Origin of the sequence: Stenotrophomonas maltophilia R551-3 (assembly GCF_000020665.1) — a bacterium.
Classification (GTDB): Bacteria; Pseudomonadota; Gammaproteobacteria; order Xanthomonadales; family Xanthomonadaceae; genus Stenotrophomonas; species Stenotrophomonas maltophilia_L.
This window is the reverse complement of sequence record NC_011071.1, coordinates 4,388,853-4,408,572: the sequence shown is the minus strand read 5'-3', so window position 1 is coordinate 4,408,572 and position 19,720 is coordinate 4,388,853. Positions and strand designations below refer to the sequence as shown.

At 68.3% G+C, this 19,720-nt stretch carries 16 protein-coding genes; 12 read left to right on the top strand and 4 right to left on the bottom strand.

Annotated features, from left to right (window positions below; genetic code table 11):
• From SMAL_RS19875 to SMAL_RS19835, 9 genes are all read left to right on the top strand, one after another.
• Positions 1-1,251 (top strand): NAD(P)/FAD-dependent oxidoreductase, encoded by a 1,251-nt coding sequence (locus tag SMAL_RS19875; protein WP_012512465.1) that lies wholly within the window; start codon positions 1-3, stop codon positions 1,249-1,251.
• Positions 1,239-1,796: a DUF3261 domain-containing protein gene (locus SMAL_RS19870; RefSeq protein WP_012512464.1), complete on the top strand. Its 558-nt coding sequence runs from the start codon at positions 1,239-1,241 to the stop codon at positions 1,794-1,796. The genes SMAL_RS19875 and SMAL_RS19870 overlap by 13 nt, the downstream gene beginning before the upstream one ends.
• Positions 1,793-2,977 carry a beta-ketoacyl-ACP synthase gene (locus SMAL_RS19865; RefSeq protein ID WP_012512463.1) on the top strand — a complete coding sequence of 395 codons (1,185 nt, stop codon included), beginning with the start codon at positions 1,793-1,795 and terminating at the stop codon, positions 2,975-2,977. Before SMAL_RS19870 ends, SMAL_RS19865 begins: the two co-directional genes overlap by 4 nt.
• The gene (locus SMAL_RS19860; protein ID WP_012512462.1) at positions 2,974-3,429 is read left to right on the top strand and encodes a hotdog family protein; all 456 of its coding nucleotides are present in this window, start codon (positions 2,974-2,976) and stop codon (positions 3,427-3,429) included. The genes SMAL_RS19865 and SMAL_RS19860 overlap by 4 nt, the downstream gene beginning before the upstream one ends.
• Positions 3,426-4,157 carry a 3-ketoacyl-ACP reductase FabG2 gene (locus SMAL_RS19855; RefSeq protein WP_012512461.1) on the top strand — a complete coding sequence of 244 codons (732 nt, stop codon included), beginning with the start codon at positions 3,426-3,428 and terminating at the stop codon, positions 4,155-4,157. Before SMAL_RS19860 ends, SMAL_RS19855 begins: the two co-directional genes overlap by 4 nt.
• A complete protein-coding gene (locus SMAL_RS19850) occupies positions 4,157-5,395 on the top strand; it encodes a beta-ketoacyl-ACP synthase (RefSeq protein ID WP_012512460.1) in 1,239 nt (412 codons plus the stop codon). Before SMAL_RS19855 ends, SMAL_RS19850 begins: the two co-directional genes overlap by 1 nt.
• Positions 5,396-5,457: 62 nt before the next feature.
• Positions 5,458-5,898, top strand: a complete 441-nt coding sequence (locus SMAL_RS19845) for a hypothetical protein (RefSeq protein ID WP_006401882.1) — start codon at positions 5,458-5,460, stop codon at positions 5,896-5,898.
• A 160-nt stretch (positions 5,899-6,058) separates the two neighbouring features.
• Positions 6,059-6,319 (top strand): YcgL domain-containing protein, encoded by a 261-nt coding sequence (locus SMAL_RS19840; RefSeq protein ID WP_012512459.1) that lies wholly within the window; start codon positions 6,059-6,061, stop codon positions 6,317-6,319.
• Positions 6,312-9,650: an ankyrin repeat domain-containing protein gene (locus SMAL_RS19835; protein WP_012512458.1), complete on the top strand. Its 3,339-nt coding sequence runs from the start codon at positions 6,312-6,314 to the stop codon at positions 9,648-9,650. Before SMAL_RS19840 ends, SMAL_RS19835 begins: the two co-directional genes overlap by 8 nt.
• A 204-nt stretch (positions 9,651-9,854) precedes the next feature.
• Here SMAL_RS19835 and SMAL_RS19830 read toward each other — a convergent pair whose 3' ends face one another.
• Positions 9,855-11,642: a monovalent cation:proton antiporter-2 (CPA2) family protein gene (locus tag SMAL_RS19830; RefSeq protein WP_012512457.1), complete on the bottom strand. Its 1,788-nt coding sequence runs from the start codon at positions 11,640-11,642 to the stop codon at positions 9,855-9,857.
• A gap of 340 nt (positions 11,643-11,982) precedes the next feature.
• Here SMAL_RS19830 and mgtE point away from each other — a divergent pair, with 340 nt between their 5' ends.
• Together mgtE and SMAL_RS19820 are read left to right on the top strand one after the other, a co-directional pair.
• On the top strand, positions 11,983-13,353 hold the full coding sequence (mgtE, locus tag SMAL_RS19825) for a magnesium transporter (RefSeq protein WP_012512456.1): 1,371 nt from the start codon (positions 11,983-11,985) through the stop codon (positions 13,351-13,353).
• An 84-nt stretch (positions 13,354-13,437) separates the two neighbouring features.
• Positions 13,438-16,158 carry a bifunctional acetate--CoA ligase family protein/GNAT family N-acetyltransferase gene (locus SMAL_RS19820; protein WP_012512455.1) on the top strand — a complete coding sequence of 907 codons (2,721 nt, stop codon included), beginning with the start codon at positions 13,438-13,440 and terminating at the stop codon, positions 16,156-16,158.
• Positions 16,159-16,220: 62 nt separating this feature from the next.
• On the opposite strand, the gene SMAL_RS19815 is transcribed toward SMAL_RS19820, so the two are convergent.
• The gene (locus SMAL_RS19815) at positions 16,221-16,601 is read right to left on the bottom strand and encodes a YbjQ family protein (RefSeq protein WP_012512454.1); all 381 of its coding nucleotides are present in this window, start codon (positions 16,599-16,601) and stop codon (positions 16,221-16,223) included.
• A 138-nt stretch (positions 16,602-16,739) separates the two neighbouring features.
• On the opposite strand from SMAL_RS19815, the gene SMAL_RS19810 reads away from it, so the two are divergent.
• Positions 16,740-17,447, top strand: a complete 708-nt coding sequence (locus SMAL_RS19810; protein WP_012512453.1) for an alpha/beta fold hydrolase — start codon at positions 16,740-16,742, stop codon at positions 17,445-17,447.
• Between the two features lie 114 nt (positions 17,448-17,561).
• On the opposite strand, the gene dkgB is transcribed toward SMAL_RS19810, so the two are convergent.
• Both dkgB and SMAL_RS19800 read right to left on the bottom strand, forming a co-directional pair.
• Entirely contained in the window at positions 17,562-18,371 is an 810-nt protein-coding gene (gene dkgB, locus SMAL_RS19805) for a 2,5-didehydrogluconate reductase DkgB (RefSeq protein WP_012512452.1), read from the bottom strand.
• Between the two features lie 88 nt (positions 18,372-18,459).
• Entirely contained in the window at positions 18,460-19,674 is a 1,215-nt protein-coding gene (locus SMAL_RS19800) for an MFS transporter (RefSeq protein ID WP_012512451.1), read from the bottom strand.
• Positions 19,675-19,720: the final 46 nt, after the last annotated feature.

Here is a 19,720-nt window from a genome sequence, read left to right as displayed (position 1 = left end):
ATGAATACTGCTGTGGATGCTGTCGAACGTACTGAAATCCTGATCATCGGTGCGGGCCCGGCCGGCTCGGTGGCCGCGGCGATGCTGCGCCAGCAGGGCCGCCAGGTGCTGATGCTGGAGCGCCAGCAGTTCCCGCGTTTCTCCATCGGTGAAAGCCTGCTGCCGCAGAGCATGGAGTACATCGAGGCTGCCGGCCTGTTGCAGGACGTGGTCGAAGCGGGCTTCCAGCACAAGAACGGCGCGGCCTTCGTGCATGGCGAGGCGCGCACCGCGTTCGACTTCAGGAAGAAGTTCTCGCCGGGTTGGGGCACGACCTACCAGGTGCAGCGCGCCGACTTCGACAACGTGCTGGCGCGCGGTGCCGAACGCATGGGCACCACGCTGCGCTTCGGTGATGAAGTGCTGTCGGTTGAAGCGGGCGAGCAGCCGGCGGTGACCGTGCGCCGTCCGGACGGCAGCGAGTACCGCATCGAAGCCGATTTCATCCTCGATGCATCCGGTTTCGCACGCCTGCTGCCGCGCCTGCTGCAGCTGGAATCGCCGTCCAACTTCCCGGTGCGCGGCGCGATCTTCTGCCACGTGCGGGACAACATTCCGGCCGAAGCGGACTTCGATCGCAACAAGATCCTGATCACCACCCATCCCGAGCACATCGACGTCTGGTACTGGACGATCCCGTTCTCCAACGGCTGCTGCTCGCTGGGCGTGGTCGCCGAGCCGTCGTTCTTCGAACGCTACGAAGGCGACGACCTGCAGAAGCTGCGGGCCATCGTCGGCGAGGACCCCAACCTGACCCGGCTGCTGGCCAACGCCGAATGGGCGGTGCTGCCGGTGCGCCGCATCACCGGTTACTCGGCCAATGTCAGCTCGTTGTGGGGCCCGGGCTACGCCCTGCTGGGCAATGCCGGCGAGTTCCTCGACCCGGTGTTCTCCTCCGGCGTCACCATCGCCTTCAAGTCCGCGCAGCTGGCCAGCGAATGCCTGGCGCGCCGCTATGCCGGCGAAACCGTCGACTGGGAAGCTGAATTCTCGATCCCGCTGCGTGCTGGCGTGAAGACCTTCCGCCGCTTCGTTGAAAGCTGGTACGAGGGCGGCTTCCAGAAGATCATCTACCACCCGCAGCAGCAGCCCGAAGTACGCGACATGATCAGTTCCATCCTGGCCGGCTACGCCTGGGACACCAACAACCCGTATGTGGCCGACGAAAGCGGCCGCCGCATGCGCGTGCTGGAGCAGCTGTGCAGCGCCTGATCGCCCGTACCGCGGCCGTGCTGCTGTGCCTGGTGCTGGCCGCCTGTGCCGGCCGCATGCCCAAGCCATTGGTGGAACTGCCGCCGCTGCGCCTGTCGCCGGCCAGCCTGCCGGCGCCGCTGGCATTGCAGCAGCAGCTGCATTTCCGTTTCGGTACGCATGAGCGCGACCTGGATGCTCTGCTGGAAGCCGATGCGCAGCAGGTGCAGCTGGCGGTGCAGGCGATGGGCCAGACCGGCGTGCGCCTGCAGTGGGACGGCCAGCAGCTGACCCAGCAGCGCGCACCGTGGCTGCCGCCGCAGGTACGTGCCGAGCGTGTGCTGGATGACCTGCAGTTCGCGCTGTGGCCGACCGCGGCCATTGCCGCCGCGCTGCCGGCCGGCTGGCAGGTCAGCGATGACGGCCGACAGCGCAGCCTGTCGCGCGACGGCACGGTGTGGCTGCAGCTGCAGCGCCTGGACGATGGCAGCGTGCAGCTGGACAACCGCGCCGAAGGCTATGCGCTGCGCATCGAATCGATCGACATGGCCGGGCAGGACCGATGAGTGCACCGATCTACCTGAACGACCTGGGCGTAGTCTGCGCGCTCGGCGATGGCCGCGCCGCGGTCGCGTCGGCGATGTTCGCCGATGTGCCGGGCGGGCTCAGCGACAACGACAGCCTGCTGCCGGGGCGCACCCTGGCGCTGGGAGAGGTGCGCACGCCGCTGCCGGCGCTGGAGGACCTGCCGGTGGCCCTGCGCGGGCGCAACAACGCCCTGCTGGACGTGGCACTGGCGCAGATCGCACCAGCGGTGGCCGCCGCGATCGCCCGCCATGGTGCCGAGCGTGTGGCGGTGGTGCTGGGCACCAGCACCTCGGGCATTGGTGAATCCGAGCAGGCCCTGCGCACCCACGCCGAACAGGGCCAGTGGCCGCAGGGCTTCGATTACGCCCAGCAGGAAATGGGCACCGCCGCGCAGTTCGTGCGCCAGCGCAGTGGTGCACAGGGGCCGGCATGGACCCTGTCCACCGCCTGCTCGTCCAGCGCCAAGGCGCTGATGTCGGCCGCGCGCATGCTGCGCGCCGGCATCGTCGATGCGGTGATTGCCGGCGGTGCCGATTCGCTGTGCCGCTTCACCGTGGCCGGCTTCAGCGCGTTGGAATCGGTGTCGGCACTGCGCTGCAATCCGTTCTCGCAGCACCGCGCCGGCATCAACATCGGCGAGGGCGCCGCGCTGTTCCTGCTTACCCGCGAGCCGGGTCCGGTGTGCCTGGCCGGGTGGGGCGAATCGGCCGATGCCCATCACATGTCCGCCCCCGATCCGCAGGGGATGGGGGCCATCGACGCCCTGCAGCAGGCGCTGCTGCGCGCCGGCTGGGGTGCCGACGAAGTGGATTACGTGAACCTGCATGGCACCGCCACCGGGCACAACGATGCGATGGAAAGCCTGGCGGTCTCGCAGGTGCTGGGCAATGGCGTGCCGGCCAGTTCGACCAAGCCGCTGACCGGCCATACGCTGGGTGCCTCGGGCGCGATCGAGGCGGCGCTGTGCTGGATCCTGCTGGCCGAGAACCCACAGCAGCAGCTGCCGCCGCACTGGTGGGACGGCGTGCCCGACCCCGCACTGCCGGTGCTGCCGCTGGTCGCGCCGGGCTCCTGCCTGGCGCAGGCGCCGCGGCGGGTGCTGAGCAATTCGTTCGCCTTCGGCGGCAGCAATGCCGTGCTGGCACTGGAGCGTCGATGAACACGCTGTACGCGATCGAAGACGTGGTGCCGCATCGCCAGGACATGTGCCTGCTGGAGTGCATCACGCAGTGGGACCAGGACGCCCTCGAGGCCGAACTGGTGGTGCCCGAGGCCGGCCTGTTCGTCGAGGATGGCCAGGTGCCGGCATGGGTCGGCATCGAATACATGGCGCAGGCCATCGCGGCCTGGGCCGGCTGCCGCGCGCGTGCGGCCGGCAAGCCGCCGCAGCTGGGCTTCCTGCTCGGCAGCCGCCGCTACAGCAGCGCGCGCAGCAGCTTCCCCAGCGGTTCGCGGCTGCGCGTACAGGCGCGCTGCGAGCTGTTGGGTGACAATGGATTGGGGATGTTCGCCTGCCGCATCCTGGCAGGTGAGGACGAATGGGCGACAGCCAACGTGTCGGTGTTCGAACCGGCCGACGCGATGGCCTATCTGGAGAGTGGACAGGCATGACAGGGAATCGAAGCGTGCTGGTGACCGGCGCCAGCCGGGGCATCGGCCGGGCCATCGCGCTGCGCATCGCGCGCGATGGCTTCGACGTGGTGGTGCATTGCCGCAGCCGCCTGGAAGAGGCACAGGCCGTGGTGGCCGAGATCCAGGCCATGGGCCAGCAGGCCCGCGTGCTGGCGTTCGACGTAGCCGACCGCGAGGCCGCACGCGCCGCGCTGGAGGCTGATGTCGAAGCGCACGGCGCGTACTACGGCGTGGTCTGCAATGCCGGCATCGCCCGTGATGGCGCCTTCCCGGCGCTGTCGGCGGAGGATTGGGACCAGGTCATCCACACCAACCTGGATGGCTTCTACAACGTGCTGCATCCGCTGATCATGCCGATGGTGCGGCGGCGCAAGCCGGGCCGCATCGTCACCCTGTCGTCGGTGTCCGGGCTGGCCGGCAACCGCGGCCAGGTCAATTACAGTGCCGCCAAGGCCGGCATCATCGGTGCCACCAAGGCGCTGGCGCTGGAACTGGCCAGCCGCCAGATCACCGTCAACTGCGTGGCCCCGGGCCTGATCGAGACCGAAATGCTCAATGATGAAGTGATCGAACACGCGCTCAAGCTGATTCCCGCCGGCCGCGTCGGTCGTCCCGACGAAGTGGCGGCCACGGTGGCGTTCCTGCTGTCCGAGCCGGCCGGCTACATCACCCGCCAGGTGATCTCGGTGAACGGAGGCATGCTCTGATGGCCGCCGATCGTCGCGTGGTGGTCACCGGTGCCGCCGCCATCAGTCCGCTCGGCCACGACTGGCCCACCATCGAAGCGCACCTGCGCAGCTGCCGCAATGCCGTGCGCACGATGCCCGAATGGGATGTCTATGCCGGCCTGAACACCAAGCTGGCCGCGCCGGCGCAGGACTTCGAGCTGCCGCCGAACTACAACCGCAAGACCACCCGCTCGATGGGCAAGGTCGCGATCATGTCGGTGCGCGCCACCGAGATGGCGCTGCGCCGGGCCGGCCTGCATGAACACCCGGTGCTGCGCAGCGGCCGTACCGGCGTGGCCTACGGCTCGTCCTCGGGCAGCCATGAGGCCACCGGCGAATTCGGCCGCATGCTCAACGAATTCACCACCGACGGCATCAGTGCCACCACCTACCTGAAGATGATGAGCCACACCGCGCCGGTCAACATCGGTGTGTTCTTTGGTTTGTCCGGGCGCGTCTACACCACCTCCAGTGCCTGCACCTCGGGCAGCCAGGGCGTGGGCGCGGCCTACGAGGCCATCCGCAGCGGCAAGCAGACGGTGATGGTGGCCGGCGGTGCCGAGCAGCTCGATGCCACCGCTGCGGCGGTGTTCGACACCCTGTTTGCCACCAGCGTGCGCAACGATGCGCCGCAGACCACGCCGCGCCCGTTCGATGCCGGCCGTGATGGCCTGGTGCTGGGCGAGGGTGCCTGCACGCTGATCCTGGAAGACCTGGAGCACGCGCAGGCGCGCGGTGCCACCATCCTTGCCGAAGTGGTCGGCTACGGCACCAACAGCGATGGCCAGCACGTCACCCAGCCCAGCGCCGACACCATGGCCCAGGCCATGCGCTTGGCGCTGGAGGATGCCGGGCTGGACGCGGCACAGATCGACTACGTCAACGCCCACGGCACCGCCACCGATCACGGCGACATCGCCGAGACCCAGGCGACCGCGCAGGTGTTCGGCAGCCGCATGCCGATCAGCTCGCTGAAGAGCTACGTCGGCCACATGCTGGGTGCCTGCGGTGCGTTCGAGGCCTGGATGAGCATCGAGATGATGCGCGCCGGCTGGTTCGCCCCTACGCTGAACCTGGCCGAGGTCGATCCACGCTGTGGCCAGCTCGACTTCATCACCGGCCAAGGCCGCGAACTGCAGGCCGAGTACGTGATGAGCAACAACTTCGCCTTCGGCGGCATCAACACCTCGCTGGTGTTCCGCCGCTGGAGCGAGTGATCCACCGCCCCACCGCTGCTGTTCCCGCAACCTACCCGCACCCTCGACAAGGAGATGTTCCGATGCGCCGCACCCTGATGATCGCCACGGCCACCGCGCTGCTGGCCCTGACCTCCACCGCCTCCGCCCGCGACACCCGCGTGGAGCAGTCCCTGCAGGAACTGGTCAGCTCGCAGGCTGCCAAGGACGCCGGCATCGACGGCAGCGTCCGCTTCTACCTGGCCGGCCAGCCGGTCAGCGTGCAGCAGCGCCTCGGCGAAGACGTGACCAACAAGAAGACCAACGCCGCCAACAAGAGCGACGCCGAGGCCTGCCGCTGGGTTGCGCTGTCGGCGCTGCGCGCGCTGCAGGACGGTGCCAAGTCGCGCGGTGCCAACGCCGTGGTCGACATCGTCAGTTACTACAAGAAGAACGAGTTCAAGAGCAGCACCAATTACGAGTGCTACGCCGGCACCATCCTCGCCGGTGTCGCGCTGAAGGGCACCTACGCCAAGGTCAAGTAAGCGCCCGTGCGGCGGCGGCGTTGGCTGAACGCCGCCGCCACATTGCTGAATCCCGCCGGGGAAACGCCGCCGATCACGCCGCCATCGTCGGCTGACGGCTTTCCCCGGTGTCGGCTTTCCGACACAATCATGGCTCTTCCCGGGTTATCGTCCCGCGGACATGCACGCCTACGTCTATAAAAGCCAACTCAAGCCAGACACCTACGTCTACGTCCCCCGACGCGATGATTTCAGCGCGCTGCCCGCGCCGCTGCTCACCTCGCTGGGGGCGCTTACCTTCGTCCTGGACGTGGCCCTGGAGGCCCGGCGCCGCCTGGCCCAGGCTGATCCGGACAAGGTCCGCAGCGAAATGAATGAACGTGGTTTCTACCTGCAGGTACCGCCATCGGTGTCCAGCCTGATGCCGCGACACTATGACTGACGCCTCCCGTCCGCGCGTCCTGTCGATCGCCTTTGCCGTGGGTGCCGTGCTGGCGCTGGGTGCCGCTGTGGGCGGCATTCCAGGGGCCATCCTTGCCGCACTGGCGCAACCGGCGTTCGCGCTGGGCGTGTCCTGGTGGCGGCGCAGCCGCGCGCTGCTGCCACTGAAGGTGGTCGCGCGCCAGGACCTGCCCGCGCTGTTGGCGCTGTGGGCCGCCGCACCGCTGCTGCTGGCGCTGCTGCTGGCCTGGCCGCTGGCGGCGCTGCGCGACAGCGGCAGCCTGGCTGCGGTGCTGGGCCTGAGCGTGCTGGTCAGTGCCGGCCTGCTGGCAGCCTGGCGCACCTGGCCGTTGTGGAACGATGTTGAACGGCTTGATGGCAGCCTGGCCCAGCATTGGCAGGCGCTGGCCGGGCGCGACCTGACCGCCTGGCGTGGCCTCGGTGTGGCCGCGCTGGTGATTGCCCTGGCGGCACTGGTGGTACTGCCGGCCTGGCCGGACCTGCTGCCGGAAAGCGCGCGTTGGCCCGCCACATTGGCAGTGCTGGTGCTGTCGCCGCTGCTGCACCTGTTGTTGCAACGGGTGGCGCCGGCGCCGTTGGTGTCACTGCGTGCGAGCCCGTTGGCCACGGCCAGCAGCGAGCACGAACCGATGTTCTCCGCCGCGGTCGAAACCGTGCCGCTTGAGGCGATGGCGCCGCAGGAGCTGACTCCGGCGCTGTATGAAGCCGCGCGCCATGGCCGCATCGACCGTGGCCTGCAGCTGCTGCAGGCCGGCGCCGATCCCTATGCGCTGCCGGACCCGAACTGGCGCGACCAGCGCAGCCTGGCGGTGCTGGCCGCGGTGCTGCCGGACCTGCGCCTGCTGCGCGAACTGATTGGCCGCGGCGTCGACGTGAACGCGCCGCACCGGGGCATGACCCCGCTGCTGGCCGCCACCCGCGACAGCTGGCACGGCCGCCCGGAAGCGGTGATGACCCTGCTCGCCAACGGTGCCGATTCACGTGCCACCGACAGCGATGGCAATACCCCGCTGCACCATGCCGCGCGCAGTTCCGACCCGGGCGTGGCCGCGCTGCTGCGCGATGCCGCTGCCGAAGTTGATGCACTGAACAGCGACGGCTGGTCGCCGCTGGCGGTGGCCTGCCAGGTCGGTAACTGGCGCCTGGCCCGCTTCCTGCTGGAGCGCGGTGCGCGCAGCGAACCGGCCGAGGGTACGCCGGTGCTGCTGGCCGCCGCCGCCACCGAAGACGATGATCCGGCCGGCGTGCAGCTGCTGCTCAAGCACAAGGCCCGGGCCGATGCCCGTGACCGCCAGCGCCGCAGCGCGCTGCATGAGGCGGCACTGGCCGGCCACGTCGAGATCATCGGCGTGCTGCTCGGCGCTGGCGCCAACCTGGAAGCGCGCGATGCGCTCGGTCGCACGCCGTGGCTGGAAGCGGCCCGCGCCGGCCGCGCCGGTGTGATGGAACACCTGCTGCCGCACAAGCCCGACCTGGTCGCGGTGGATGGTGAAGGCCGCAATGCGGTGCAGCTGGCCGTCATGGCCGAGGATGTCTCGCCGCTGCTGATCAAGCGCCTGGTCGATCTGGGCATTGCCGCCGATGCCACCGATCCGGTCGGCCGCCGTGCGGTGGACTACGCCGCCGAAGCCGGCCGCTGGGCGATCGTGGCCCTGCTGGACCCGTCCTATCCGTTGCCGGCCGCCGTCAGTGATGGCCTGGCCGAGCGCGGCGAAGCCGCCAGCGCCAGTGGCCTGCTGCCGGACCGCCCGCCGTTGACCCTGCTGCGCGAGGCGCTGGGCTTCGGCAACACCGACGGCATGGCCGCGCTGGCCAAGCTGTGCCAGCCGGAAGAGCTGGGCGGGCTGCTGCTCGACCCCGAACTGGCGCTGGAGCCGGCCGCGGTCGATTGGCTGCTGGCCCACGGTGCGGATCCCTATGTGCGCGACGCTTGCTCCGATACGCCGATGTTCGCGCTGCTGTCGCGCGGCATCGATGCAGTGCCTGCGCTGCAGGTGATGCTGCAGCGTGGCCTGTCACCGGCCGGCCGCGGTGGCCTGGCGCGCTTCCTTGCCGCCTGCGCACAGCACGACCAGGCCGCCCGTGGCCTGGAACAGCTGGCACTGGAACTGCTGGAACGTGGCGCCGATCCGTTCGCGGCTTCGCCGGCGGGCGATCCGCCGTTGTCGCTGGCGGTGCGCCTGGGCTGGCTGCGCCTGCAGCAGGCCCTGCTCAAGGCCGGGGTCGACCGCGAAGCGCGCGACAGCCACGGCATGACCGCCCTGCATCTGGCTACCGCACTGGCCCGCGAAGGTGCGCTGAAGCTGCTGGTGCAGCACGGCGCCTCGCCGGAAGCACGCGCTGCCGATGGGCAGACACCGCTGGGCGTGGCGCTGTCGATCGGTCGCCGTGACCTGGCCGACTGGCTGGACTGGCGGGTGTGGCCGTTGCCGCGCCGCACCCTGCGCGAGGCCGATCTGCCGGCCGCTGCGATGGCCGGTGACGTCGATGCGGTGCGCCGCCTGATCGATCTGGGATTTGCCGTCGACGCGGTCGATGCACAGGGTTGCACCGCGCTGCTGCGTGCGGCCGGCGGTGGTCATCTGGCAGTAACCGACCTGCTGCTGGCACGCGGCGCCGATCCGCAGCACGCCGCTGCCAGCGGTGCGACGCCACTGTCGGCCGCGGTCAGCATGCGCCAGGTGGACATCGTTTCGGCCCTGCTCGACGCCGGCGCCAAGCTGGAACACCGCCTGCCGGGCGGGGTGACCGTGCTGATGCTGGCCTCGGCGCTGGGCCTGCCGGACATCGTCGCGCGCCTGCTCACTGCCGGTGCCGATGTGCATGCCGGTGACGCGCAGCAGCTGGGCCCGCTGCACTGCGCCGCGCTGTACGGCTTCAGTGCCCGCGACCGCTCGCGCCTGCTGGCCCTGCTCGATACCCTGTTGCTGGCCGGTGCCGAACCGGACCAGGCCGCCGCGGGCTCGGTCACGCCGCTGCTGCTGCTGCTGGGTGCACGCGCCGAACCGGGTACCGCCTGCGACGAGCAGGTGGTGATGGCCGCAGTGGAGCGCCTGCTGGACGAGGAGGTGAGCCTGGAGGTGCGTGATCCTCGTGGCTTCGGCCCGCTGCATCTGGCTGCCCTGCACGGCCTGCCGCTGCTGGTGCAGCGCCTGTTGCGCGCCGGTGCCGATCCGGAAGTGCGCGACAGCCTCAACCGCAGCCCGCGCGAGATCGCGGTGATGCGTGGCTTCATCGACGTGGCCGGCGAGTTTGAACCGCGCGTGCCGGGCGTCTCGTCGATGGCCCGGTTCCTGCGCGACAACGGCTGACAGGCCGGGGTCGGATCCCTTTCCAACGGAAAGGGCTCTGACCCCAACACCGCGCTGCGGGAATCTGTAGTGGGTAGTGCCGGCCGCTGGCCGGCAACCTCATGAAACCTCCGGGATCCCGAGGCTGCCGGCCAGCGGCCGGCACTACCGGGTCCACCATCCATCGGGTGGGTGCCGACCGTTGGTCGGCACACTGGCTGGCTGTCACCGCTCCTTGTCGCCGTCACTTTCCGCGTCGGCTTCAAACAGGTGCATCAGGTCGTTGCGTGCATCGCGCGAGGTCTGGATCACCGCGGCCTCGTCGTCGTACACCAGATACTGGTCGCGCAGCAGCTGCTCGTCGTGCTCACGGAAGCGCTGCACGTGGCGTTCGGCCACTTCAGGTGCAACACCCAATGCGGTCAGCACGCGCCCGCTCATTTCCAGGCTGGTGCCGAACACTTCGCGGAACGGTTCGGCCGACATGTCCATCAGGCGCCACGCATGCTGGCGGTTGCGTGCACGCGCCAGCACCTTCGCGTCCGGGTACAGCCGGCGCACCATGCGCACTGCACGCAGGTTGGTCTCCGGGTCGTCCACGGTGATCACGAACACATCGATGTGTTCGCCGCCCGCAGCGCGCAGCATCTCCGGCCGGGTCGGGTCGCCGTAATACAGCTGGTTGCCGAAGCGGCGCAGGTCGGCCACGGTATCGGGGTTCGCTTCCAGTGCCACGAACGGCACCTTCTGCGCGGTCAACAGGCGCGCGATGACCTGGCCGAAGCGGCCCATGCCGGCAATCAGCACTTTCGGCCGGTTGTCCGGCGCCACCTTGTCGGCCTCGGCTGCCTCGCGCGGCGTTGCCTTCTCCTGGCCGAGCAGCTTGAGCAGCGCGATCATCAGCAGTGGCGTGATCGCCATCGACAGGCCGACGATCGCCACCAGACGGTCATGGTTGGCGCTGCCCAGCAGGTGCGCGCGCTGCGCTTCGTTGAACACCACGAAGGCGAACTCGCCGCCCAGCCACAGCACGCTGCCCAGTAGCAGCGAGTGCCGTGAACTGAGCTTTGCGATGCGCCCGATCACGTACAGCAGGCTGAATTTGACCACCAGCAGGATCGCCACGCCGGCGGCGATGAGCCACGGCTCGGCAACGATGCGGTCGAGGTCGATGCCCATGCCCACCGCAATGAAGAACAGGCCCAGCAGCAGCCCCTTGAACGGCTCGATCTGCGCTTCCAGTTCGTGCCGGAACTCCGAGTCGGACAGCAGTACGCCGGCCAGGAACGCGCCCAGGCTGGGGCTGAGGCCGGCTTCCTGCATGAACCAAGCGGTGCCGAGCACCACCAGCAGGGCAGTGGCAGTGAAAACTTCCGGGCTGCGGGTGCGCGCGATGATGCTGAACACCCTGCGCAGTACCGGCCGCCCGCACAGGATCACCACCGCCAGCGCACCCAGCGCCACGGCCGCATCTTCCCAGCGCAGCGTCTCGTTCTTCACCCCGCCCAGCAGCGGGATGGCCGCCAGCAGTGGAATCGCGATCAGGTCCTGGAACAGCAGGATGGCGAACCCGAGCCGGCCATGGTCGCTGTTGATCGCCTTGTGTTCTGACAGCAGCTGCAGGCCCACCGCAGTGGATGACAGCGCCAGCGCCACGCCCACCACCAGCGCACTTTTCCATTGGAAGTGGTCGAGCAGCAGCAGGCCGCCCAGCACCAGCCCGGACAGCGCCACCTGCGCCGCACCGGCACCGAATACCGAGCGTCGCATTACCTTCAGGCGCGCGGGCGACAGCTCCAGCCCGATCACGAACAGCAGCATCACCACGCCGATCTCGGCGGCGCCGAGGATGCGATCGGCGTCCTGCACGAAGCCCAACCCGTCCGGGCCCAGTACCACGCCGGCCGCCAGGTAGCCCAGCACCGCGCCGAAGCCGAATTTCTTGAACACCGGCACGGCGATGACCGCCGCCAGCAGCAGCACCAGGGCCAGTTCCAGACCGCCGCTATGCATGGGAATACCTGGTCATCGGGAAGCCGCTGCGCGTCCGTTCGGGTAGGAAAAGCGTGGCGAGCGCCACCCGGCCATTATGCGCGCCGCTCCGTGCAGGCACGAGAACGACCTGCGGGGCCGGGCCACGCCGCGCGGCGCGGGTTGACCTGCAATGTCGCCGGGTCCAGACTGCCCGCCGCTGGCGGCGCGTCCGCCAGCACACGCATCCCGGAGTCCCCAACCCATGTCCAGCGACAGTAGAAGTCGACCTCGTTCGACGCCAGCGATGGCCACCGCCTGACATCGGGACGGTTTGCCTGCGTTGGCGTTGCGCGAGGTCGCACCCCCACAAGGCAATCCGATGAACCAGAAGCAATTGCTGCGCCCGGTGGCCGATGCCGCCACACTGGCCGCACCCCTGGCGAACTACAACACCGCCGACGCGGTGGAATTCCTCAATACGCTGGAACTGACGCGCGCCGCGGAAACGCTGGCGGCGCTGTCATTGCCGCGCGCGGTGAAGATGCTCGAAGCACCGGAGCTGCACCGCAGCGGCGAGCTGGTGGCCGCGCTGCCGCCGGCACGCGCCGCGGCCCTGCTGGGGCTGATGGCCGACGACCGTGCCACCGACATCGTCCACGAGCTGGACGAAGAAGAACGCGCGCGGCTGATCCCGCTGCTCGGCACCGATGCCCGCCAGGCCATCCAGAAGCTGCTCAGCTACCCGCCGAACACCGCCGGCGCGCTGATGACCACCGAGTACGTGGCGGTACCCGCCAGCTGGACCGTTGCGCAGACCCTGCAGCACATCCGCCAGGTCGAGCGTACCCGCGAGACGGTGTACGCGATCTACGTGCTGGACCCGGCCAGCCAGCAACTGCAGCAGGTGGTGACCATGCGCCGGCTGATCACCGGCCTGCCCGAGGAGTCGATCCTGGACGTGGCCCAGGTCAATCCGCCGGTGACCGTGGATGCACTGATGGACCAGGAGGAAGTGGCGCGGCTGATCCGCCGCCACGATCTGCTGGCGATTCCGGTGGTCGACGCGCAGCAGCAGATGCTTGGCATCGTCACCGTCGACGACGTGCTCGATGCGCTGATCGAAGAGTCCACCGAAGACGCGCACAAGTTCGGCGGCATGGAAGCACTGGACAAGCCGTACATGCAGATCGGCTTCTTCGAGATGCTGCGCAAGCGCGCCGGCTGGCTGAGCGTGCTGTTCCTGGGCGAAATGCTGACCGCCAGCGCGATGCAGCATTACGAGGATGAACTGGCGCGCGCGGTGGTGCTGACCCTGTTCATTCCGCTGATCATGAGTTCGGGCGGCAACTCCGGTTCGCAGGCCACCTCGCTGCTGATCCGCAGCCTGGCATTGCGCGAGCTGCGCCTGCGCGACTGGTGGAAAGTGGCTCTGCGCGAGGTTCCGACCGGCATGGTGCTGGGCGCCATCCTCGGCTGCCTGGCCATCGTACGCATCGTGATCTGGCAGCTGGGTGGCCTGCACGACTACGGCGAGCACTGGATCCTGCTGGCGATCACCATCGGCGCGGCGCTGGTCGGCATCGTCACCTTCGGCTCGCTGTCCGGCTCGATGCTGCCCTTCATCCTCAAGCGGCTCGGCTTCGATCCCGCAAGTGCCTCGGCCCCGTTCGTGGCGACCCTGGTGGACGTGACCGGGCTGGTGATCTATTTCAGCATCGCCGCGATGATCCTGCACGGCACGCTGCTGTAACAAAAAGGGGACGGAGGGGATTAAGTCGTTTGTGGCACAAACGACTTAATCCCCTCCGTCCCCTTTTTTGGGTACCGTAGGCGCATGAGTACCTACCACCTGCAGTCCGTGTTCCGTCCGCAGTCGGTCGCGGTGATCGGCGGCAGCCCGCGTCAGCGCTCGGCCGGACGTGCGGTGATGCGCAACCTGCGCGGCACCGGCTTCCCCGGCAAGGTGGCGTGGATCAACCCGCGGCATGCCGAAATCGATGGCATCCGCACCGTGAAGCGGCTGAAGGACCTGGACTGGGTGCCGGATCTGGTGGTGATCACCGCGCCGGCGTCGATCGTGCCGCAGGTGGTGCGCACCGCTGCCGAACGCGGCGTGCAGGCCGCAATCATCCTCACCGCCCATCTGGGTGACGGCCCGGGCTCGCTGTCGGCGCAGGTGGAGGCGGTGGCGCGCAAGCATGGCCTGCGCATCCTCGGCCCACACTGCCTGGGTGTGATTGCACCGCACGCACGGCTCAATGCCAGCATCGCCGCGCACTTCCCGCAGGCCGGTGATCTTGCGTTGATCTCCGAATCCTCGGCCATTGCCGCCGCGCTGGTGGAGTGGGGCGTGGCGCGCTCGGTCGGGTTTTCCGCGGTGGTCTCGCTGGGCGACACGATGGACGTCGACTTCGGTGACCTGCTCGACTACTTCGCCACCGACTACCGCACCCGCGCCATCCTGCTCTATGTCGAGCAGATCAAGGATGCGCGCAAGTTCATGTCGGCCGCGCGTGCCGCCGCCCGCGCCAAGCCGGTGGTGGTGGTGAAGTCCGGCCGCGCCGAGCGCGTGCAGCCGGGCAGCCGCGATACCCATGTGCAGGCCCTGGCCCGCGCCGACGACGTGTATGGCGCCGCGTTCAACCGCGCCGGCCTGCTGCGCGTGGGCGCGCTGGACGAACTGTTCACGGCCGCCGAATCGCTGGGCCGGTTGGGGACCTTCCCCGGTCGTCGCCTGGCCATTCTCAGCAATGGTGGCGGTGTCGGCCGCCTGGCCGTGGACCAGCTCATTGCACTGCGTGGCACGCTGGCCAACCTGTCCGACAGCACGGTCGAGAAGCTCGACGCCGTGCTGCCGCAGGGCTGGTCGCGCAGCAACCCGGTCGACATCGTGGTCGACGCCGATGGTGACCGCTATGCCGCCGCCATCGAGGCGCTGCTGGCTGACAACGAGAATGATGCGGTGATGGTGGTCAACGTGCCGACCGCATTCACTTCATCCGCAGACGCCGCACAGGCGCTTACCCGCACGCTCGGACTGCGCCCGCGCCATCACCGCGACAAGCCGGTATTCGCGGTGTGGCTGGGCAACGATGACCAGGCCACCGCCACGCTCAACGCGGCACGGGTGCCGACCTATCCGACCGAGGCCGAAGCGGTGCGCGGCTTCCAGCATCTGGTGCGTTACCGCGAAGCGCAGAACGCGCTGATGGAAACACCGCCCAGCCTGCCGCAGGACTTCAGTGTCGACGCGGCGGCCGCACGCGCGCTGGTCGATGCGGCATTGGCCAACGGCCAGCAATGGCTGGACCCGTTGGCCACCCACGAACTGCTCAAGGCCTACGGCATTCCCTCCGCGCCGGTGATGCATGCGCGCGATGCGCACGAGGCAATGGACCTGGCGCAGCCGTTGCTGGAGCGTGGCGCCAGCGTGGCGCTGAAGATCCTGTCGCCGGACATTCCGCACAAGTCGGAAGTGGACGGCGTGCGCCTGAACCTGTCCACGCTGCCGGCGGTGCAGAGCGCGGCCAACGCGATCCTGTCGCGCGCACGCCAGCTGCGGCCGGATGCGCGCATCGATGGCCTGCTGGTGCAGCCGACCATCGTTCGCCCGAAGGCGCGCGAGTTGATCGTCGGCATTGCCGATGACGCGACGTTCGGTCCGGTGATCGTGGTCGGCCGTGGCGGTACCGCGGTTGAAGTGATCAATGACAAGGCGTTGGCGCTGCCGCCGCTGGATCTGCGCCTGGCCCATGAGCTGATCGGCCAGACCCGTGCCTCGCGCATCCTCAAGGCCTATGGCGATGTGCCTGCCGCCGACGAGCGCGCACTGGCCCTGGCGCTGGTCAAGCTGGCGCAGCTGGCCGCCGACATTCCCGAAGTGCGTACGCTGGACATCAATCCGCTGCTGGTCGACGGCAAGGGCATCCTCGCCCTCGACGCACGCGTGGCGGTGGCGCCGTCGCGCATCCTGCACAAGGGCCGTGGCCATCCGCGCTTCTCGGTGTTCCCGTACCCGAAGGAGTGGGAGCGCACCATCGAACTGTCCGATGGCGGCCGCGCCTTCGTGCGTCCGGTGCGGCCGGAGGATGACGCGTTGTTCCGTGCGTTCTTCGCCCGCGTCAGCGACGAGGATCTGCGCCTGCGCTTCTTCCAGTCGGTGAAGCACTTCAGCCACGAGTTCATCGCGCGCCTGACCCAGCTCGATTACGCACGCTCGATCGCACTGGTGGCGATCGAACCGCGCAGTGGCGAAATGCTCGGCGCGGTGCGCCTGCACGCCGATGCCGATTACCACCGCGGCGAGTACGGCATCCTGATCCGCTCGGACCTGAAGGGACACGGCATCGGCTGGCGGCTGATGGCAATCATGATCGAGTACGCCAAGTGGCTGGGCCTGGACGTGGTCGAAGGACAGGTGCTGCGCGAGAACAGCACCATGCTGGCGATGTGCCAGAGCCTGGGCTTCAAGACGAAGCTGGACCCGGATGACCCGACGGTGATGGTGGTGACCCTGCCGGTGCAGCAGGTCGAGGTGCCGGCGGCACCGCTGTAGAGTCGAGCTCGCTCGACTGTTGCCATCGAAAGCAGTCGAGCAAGCTCGACACTACGACCAGGCTATCGCATCGGTTCCACCACCACTGCCGTGCCGTAGCACAGCACTTCGGTCAGCCCGGTCATCACATCGGTGGCGTCGTAGCGCATGCCGATGATCGCGTTGGCGCCCAGCTGCCGCGCGTGCTTGACCATGTCGCGGTAGGTTTCCTCGCGAGCCTGTTCGCACAGTTCGGTGTAGATGGTGATGTTGCCGCCGAAGATCGTCTGTATACCGCCGAGGAAATTGCCGACGATCGAGCGCGAGCGCACGGTGATGCCGCGTACCACGCCCAGATTGCGCACGATGCGATGGCCCGGCAGCTCGAAGGCGGTGGTGACCAGCGAGTCGTCGAAGCGCAGCGCAGGCGGGGAAGGGGTACCGCTGTTGTAGGGGTCTGCCATGGTCGCGTCCGTATCGTTGCCTTCTGTAGAGTCGAGCCATGCTCGACTGGCTGTGGAGCAGTCGAGCAAGCTCGACTCTACAATGCAACCGCCCGTTGCAGCATGGCTCCGTCACCGTGATGGCGCGACAATAGCCCCATGACCGACCGTATTCCCCTGTTGCTACTGCCCGGCCTGCTCAACGATGCCGAGCTGTGGCGCTCACAGTTGGCTGATCTTGCCGACATCGCCGATTGCACGGTGGGCGACCAGACCCGCGGTGAAACCCTGCAGGCCGTGGCCCAGGATGTACTGGCTCAGGCGCCGGAGCGCTTTGCGCTGGCAGGTTTCTCGCTCGGCGGCTTCGTCGCTCAGCAGATCCTGCGCATCGCGCCCGAGCGCGTGCTACAGCTGGCGTTGATCGATACCTCGATCCATGCCGATTCGCCGGAACGTGCCGAGCAGCGCCGTAGCCAACGTGCCAGCGTGCGCCTGCCGGGAAAATTCCACGGCTTCGGTGACGCGCTGATGCGAAGCTACATCGATGCCTCGCGGCTGGATGACTACGTGCTGGTGCAGCGTGTGCGCGACATGACCGCTCGCCTGGGGGCGGAAGTGTTCCTGCGCCAGAGCGCGCTGGAACGCCGTGATGGCCATGATGTGCTGGCTGGCTACCGCGATCCATTGCTGATCGTGTGCGGTGCGAACGACCGAATCACGCCGCTGGCGGTGAGCGAGGAGGTGCACGCCCTGGTGCCGCATTCGCAGCTGGTGGTGGTGCCCGATTGCGGGCACCTGGCACCGATGGAAAAGCCGGACGAGGTCAGTGCGGCGATGCGTGGATGGTTGCTGCAAGGCGAGGGATAGCTCTGCCTTTGGTAGGTGCCGACCTTGGTCGGCACGATGTGTCATCGACTGACCAGAGGTCGGTACCGACCAAGGTCGGCACCGACCGATTCCGATCCGTAACCGCGGTTGGCCTCAATCCCAGGCCGGGGCAATCCCTTCCGGATTCGCCAGGCGATGGCCACGATCCAGCTTGGCGATCTGTGCCATGTCTTCGTCGGTCAATCGCACGGCCGCTGCTTCCAGGTTGGCTGCCAGGTTCTCGCGCTTCGTCGACGACGGGATCACCGAGAAGCCCTGCTGCAGCGCCCAGGCCAGCGCAACCTGCGCCGGGGTGGCCTGGTGACGGCCGGCAATGGCCTGGATCACCGGGTCCTTCAGCACTTCGCCATAAGCCAGGCTCATGTAGGCGGTGATGTGGATGCCGTTGTCCTGCAGGAACTTCACCAGCAGGCGGTTCTGCAGGTACGGGTGGATCTCGATCTGGTTGGTGGCGATGGCTTCGGCACCGAGGATCTCGATCGCCTTGCGGGTCTGCGCGATGGTGAAATTGGAGATGCCGATCGCCTTGGTCAGCCCCTGCGCCTTGGCTTCGGCCAGTGCCGGCAAGTATTCCTCCATCGGCACATCGACCTTGCCATTCGGTGACGGCCAGTGGATCAGCGCCAGGTCGACGCGGTCGGTGCGCAGCTTCTCCAGGCTGGTACGCAGGCTGGCCAGCAGCGCATCGCGCTTGAACTCGGTGATCCACACCTTGGTGGTCAGGTACAGATCATCACGCGACACGCCGGACTCGGCGATGGCCTGGCCGACTTCGGCTTCGTTGCCGTAGATCTGCGCGGTATCGATGGCGCGGTAGCCGACCTCCAGCGCATTGCGCACCGAGTCGATCACGGTCTGGTCCTTCAGGCGGAAGGTGCCGAGACCAAAAGCGGGGACAGTCATGGGAAGCTCCAACGGGGGGAAGGGAGTAGCAGAGGGAAGAGGGTAGGACAGGCACCGTATGCATGCCGGCAACGGTGCATTGCATGGATCAATGCGCGGTGGCGGCAATGCCGTCGGCGCGGTGGTCGACGCCATCGCGGCGGTCGAGGCGGCCACTGAGCACGGTCAGCGCGTAGGCCAGTACGACCACCAGCGCGCCCAGCCATGGGGTATGCATCAGGCCGATGTGCTCCACCACCAGGCCGCCCAGCGAGGCGCCCATGGCGATGCCGACGTTGAACGCGGCGATGTTCAGGCCTGAGGCCACGTCGGTGGCCTGCGGTGCATAGCGCTGCGCCTGCTTGACCACGTAGACCTGCAGGCCGGGCACGTTGCCGAACGCTACCGCACCCAGCGCCAGCACCGTCAGCAGCATCAACCAGGTGTTGTAGGCAGTGAACGTGAGCACGAACAGCACCAGTGCCAGCAGTCCGAAGATGCGCTTCAGCGCGGGCACCGGACCCAAGCGGTCGGCCATGCGCCCGCCCCACAGGTTGCCGATCGCCACCGACACGCCGTACACCAGCAGCACCAGGCTCACGGCGTTGGCCGGAAGGCCGGTGACGTCCTGCAGGATCGGCGCCAGATAGGTGAAGGCCAGGAAGGTGCCACCGTAGCCCAGCGCGGTCATCGCATAGACCAGCAGCAGGCGTGGCTGGCCGAGCACGGCCAGCTGTTGACGGAGGCTGGCCGGCGCACTCTGCGGCAGGTTGCGCGGAACGAACAACAGCGCGCCGATCAGTGCGACCACGCCGAGGCCGGCCACCGCCAGAAAGGTCGCGCGCCAGCCCAGATGCTGGCCGATGAAGGTGCCCAGCGGCACGCCGGTCACCAGTGCCACGGTCAGGCCGGTGAACATGATGGCGATCGCACTGGCCGCCTTCTCCTTCGGCACCACGGCGGTGGCGATGATCGCGCCGATCGAGAAGAACACGCCGTGCGCCAGGCCGGTGAGGATGCGGGCGATGATCAGCGAGGTATACCCGGGTGCCATCCAGGCGACGACATTGCCGAGCGTGAACAACACCATCAGCGCCACCAGCAGTTGCTTGCGCGGTACGCGTCCGGTCAGCGCAGTCAGCACCGGCGCACCGATGGCCACGCCCAGCGCGTACAGCGAGACCAGAAGGCCGGCCGAGGGCAGGCTGACCTGCAGGTCGCCGGCGATGGTCGGGATCAGGCCGACGATGACGAATTCGGTGGTGCCGATGGCGAAGGCGCCGAGGGTCAACGCCAGCAGGGCGAGGGGAATGCCACGGGTCATGACAGGGTCCAGCAGGAGGAAGAGGCTGCGCAGTCTGCGCCGCCGA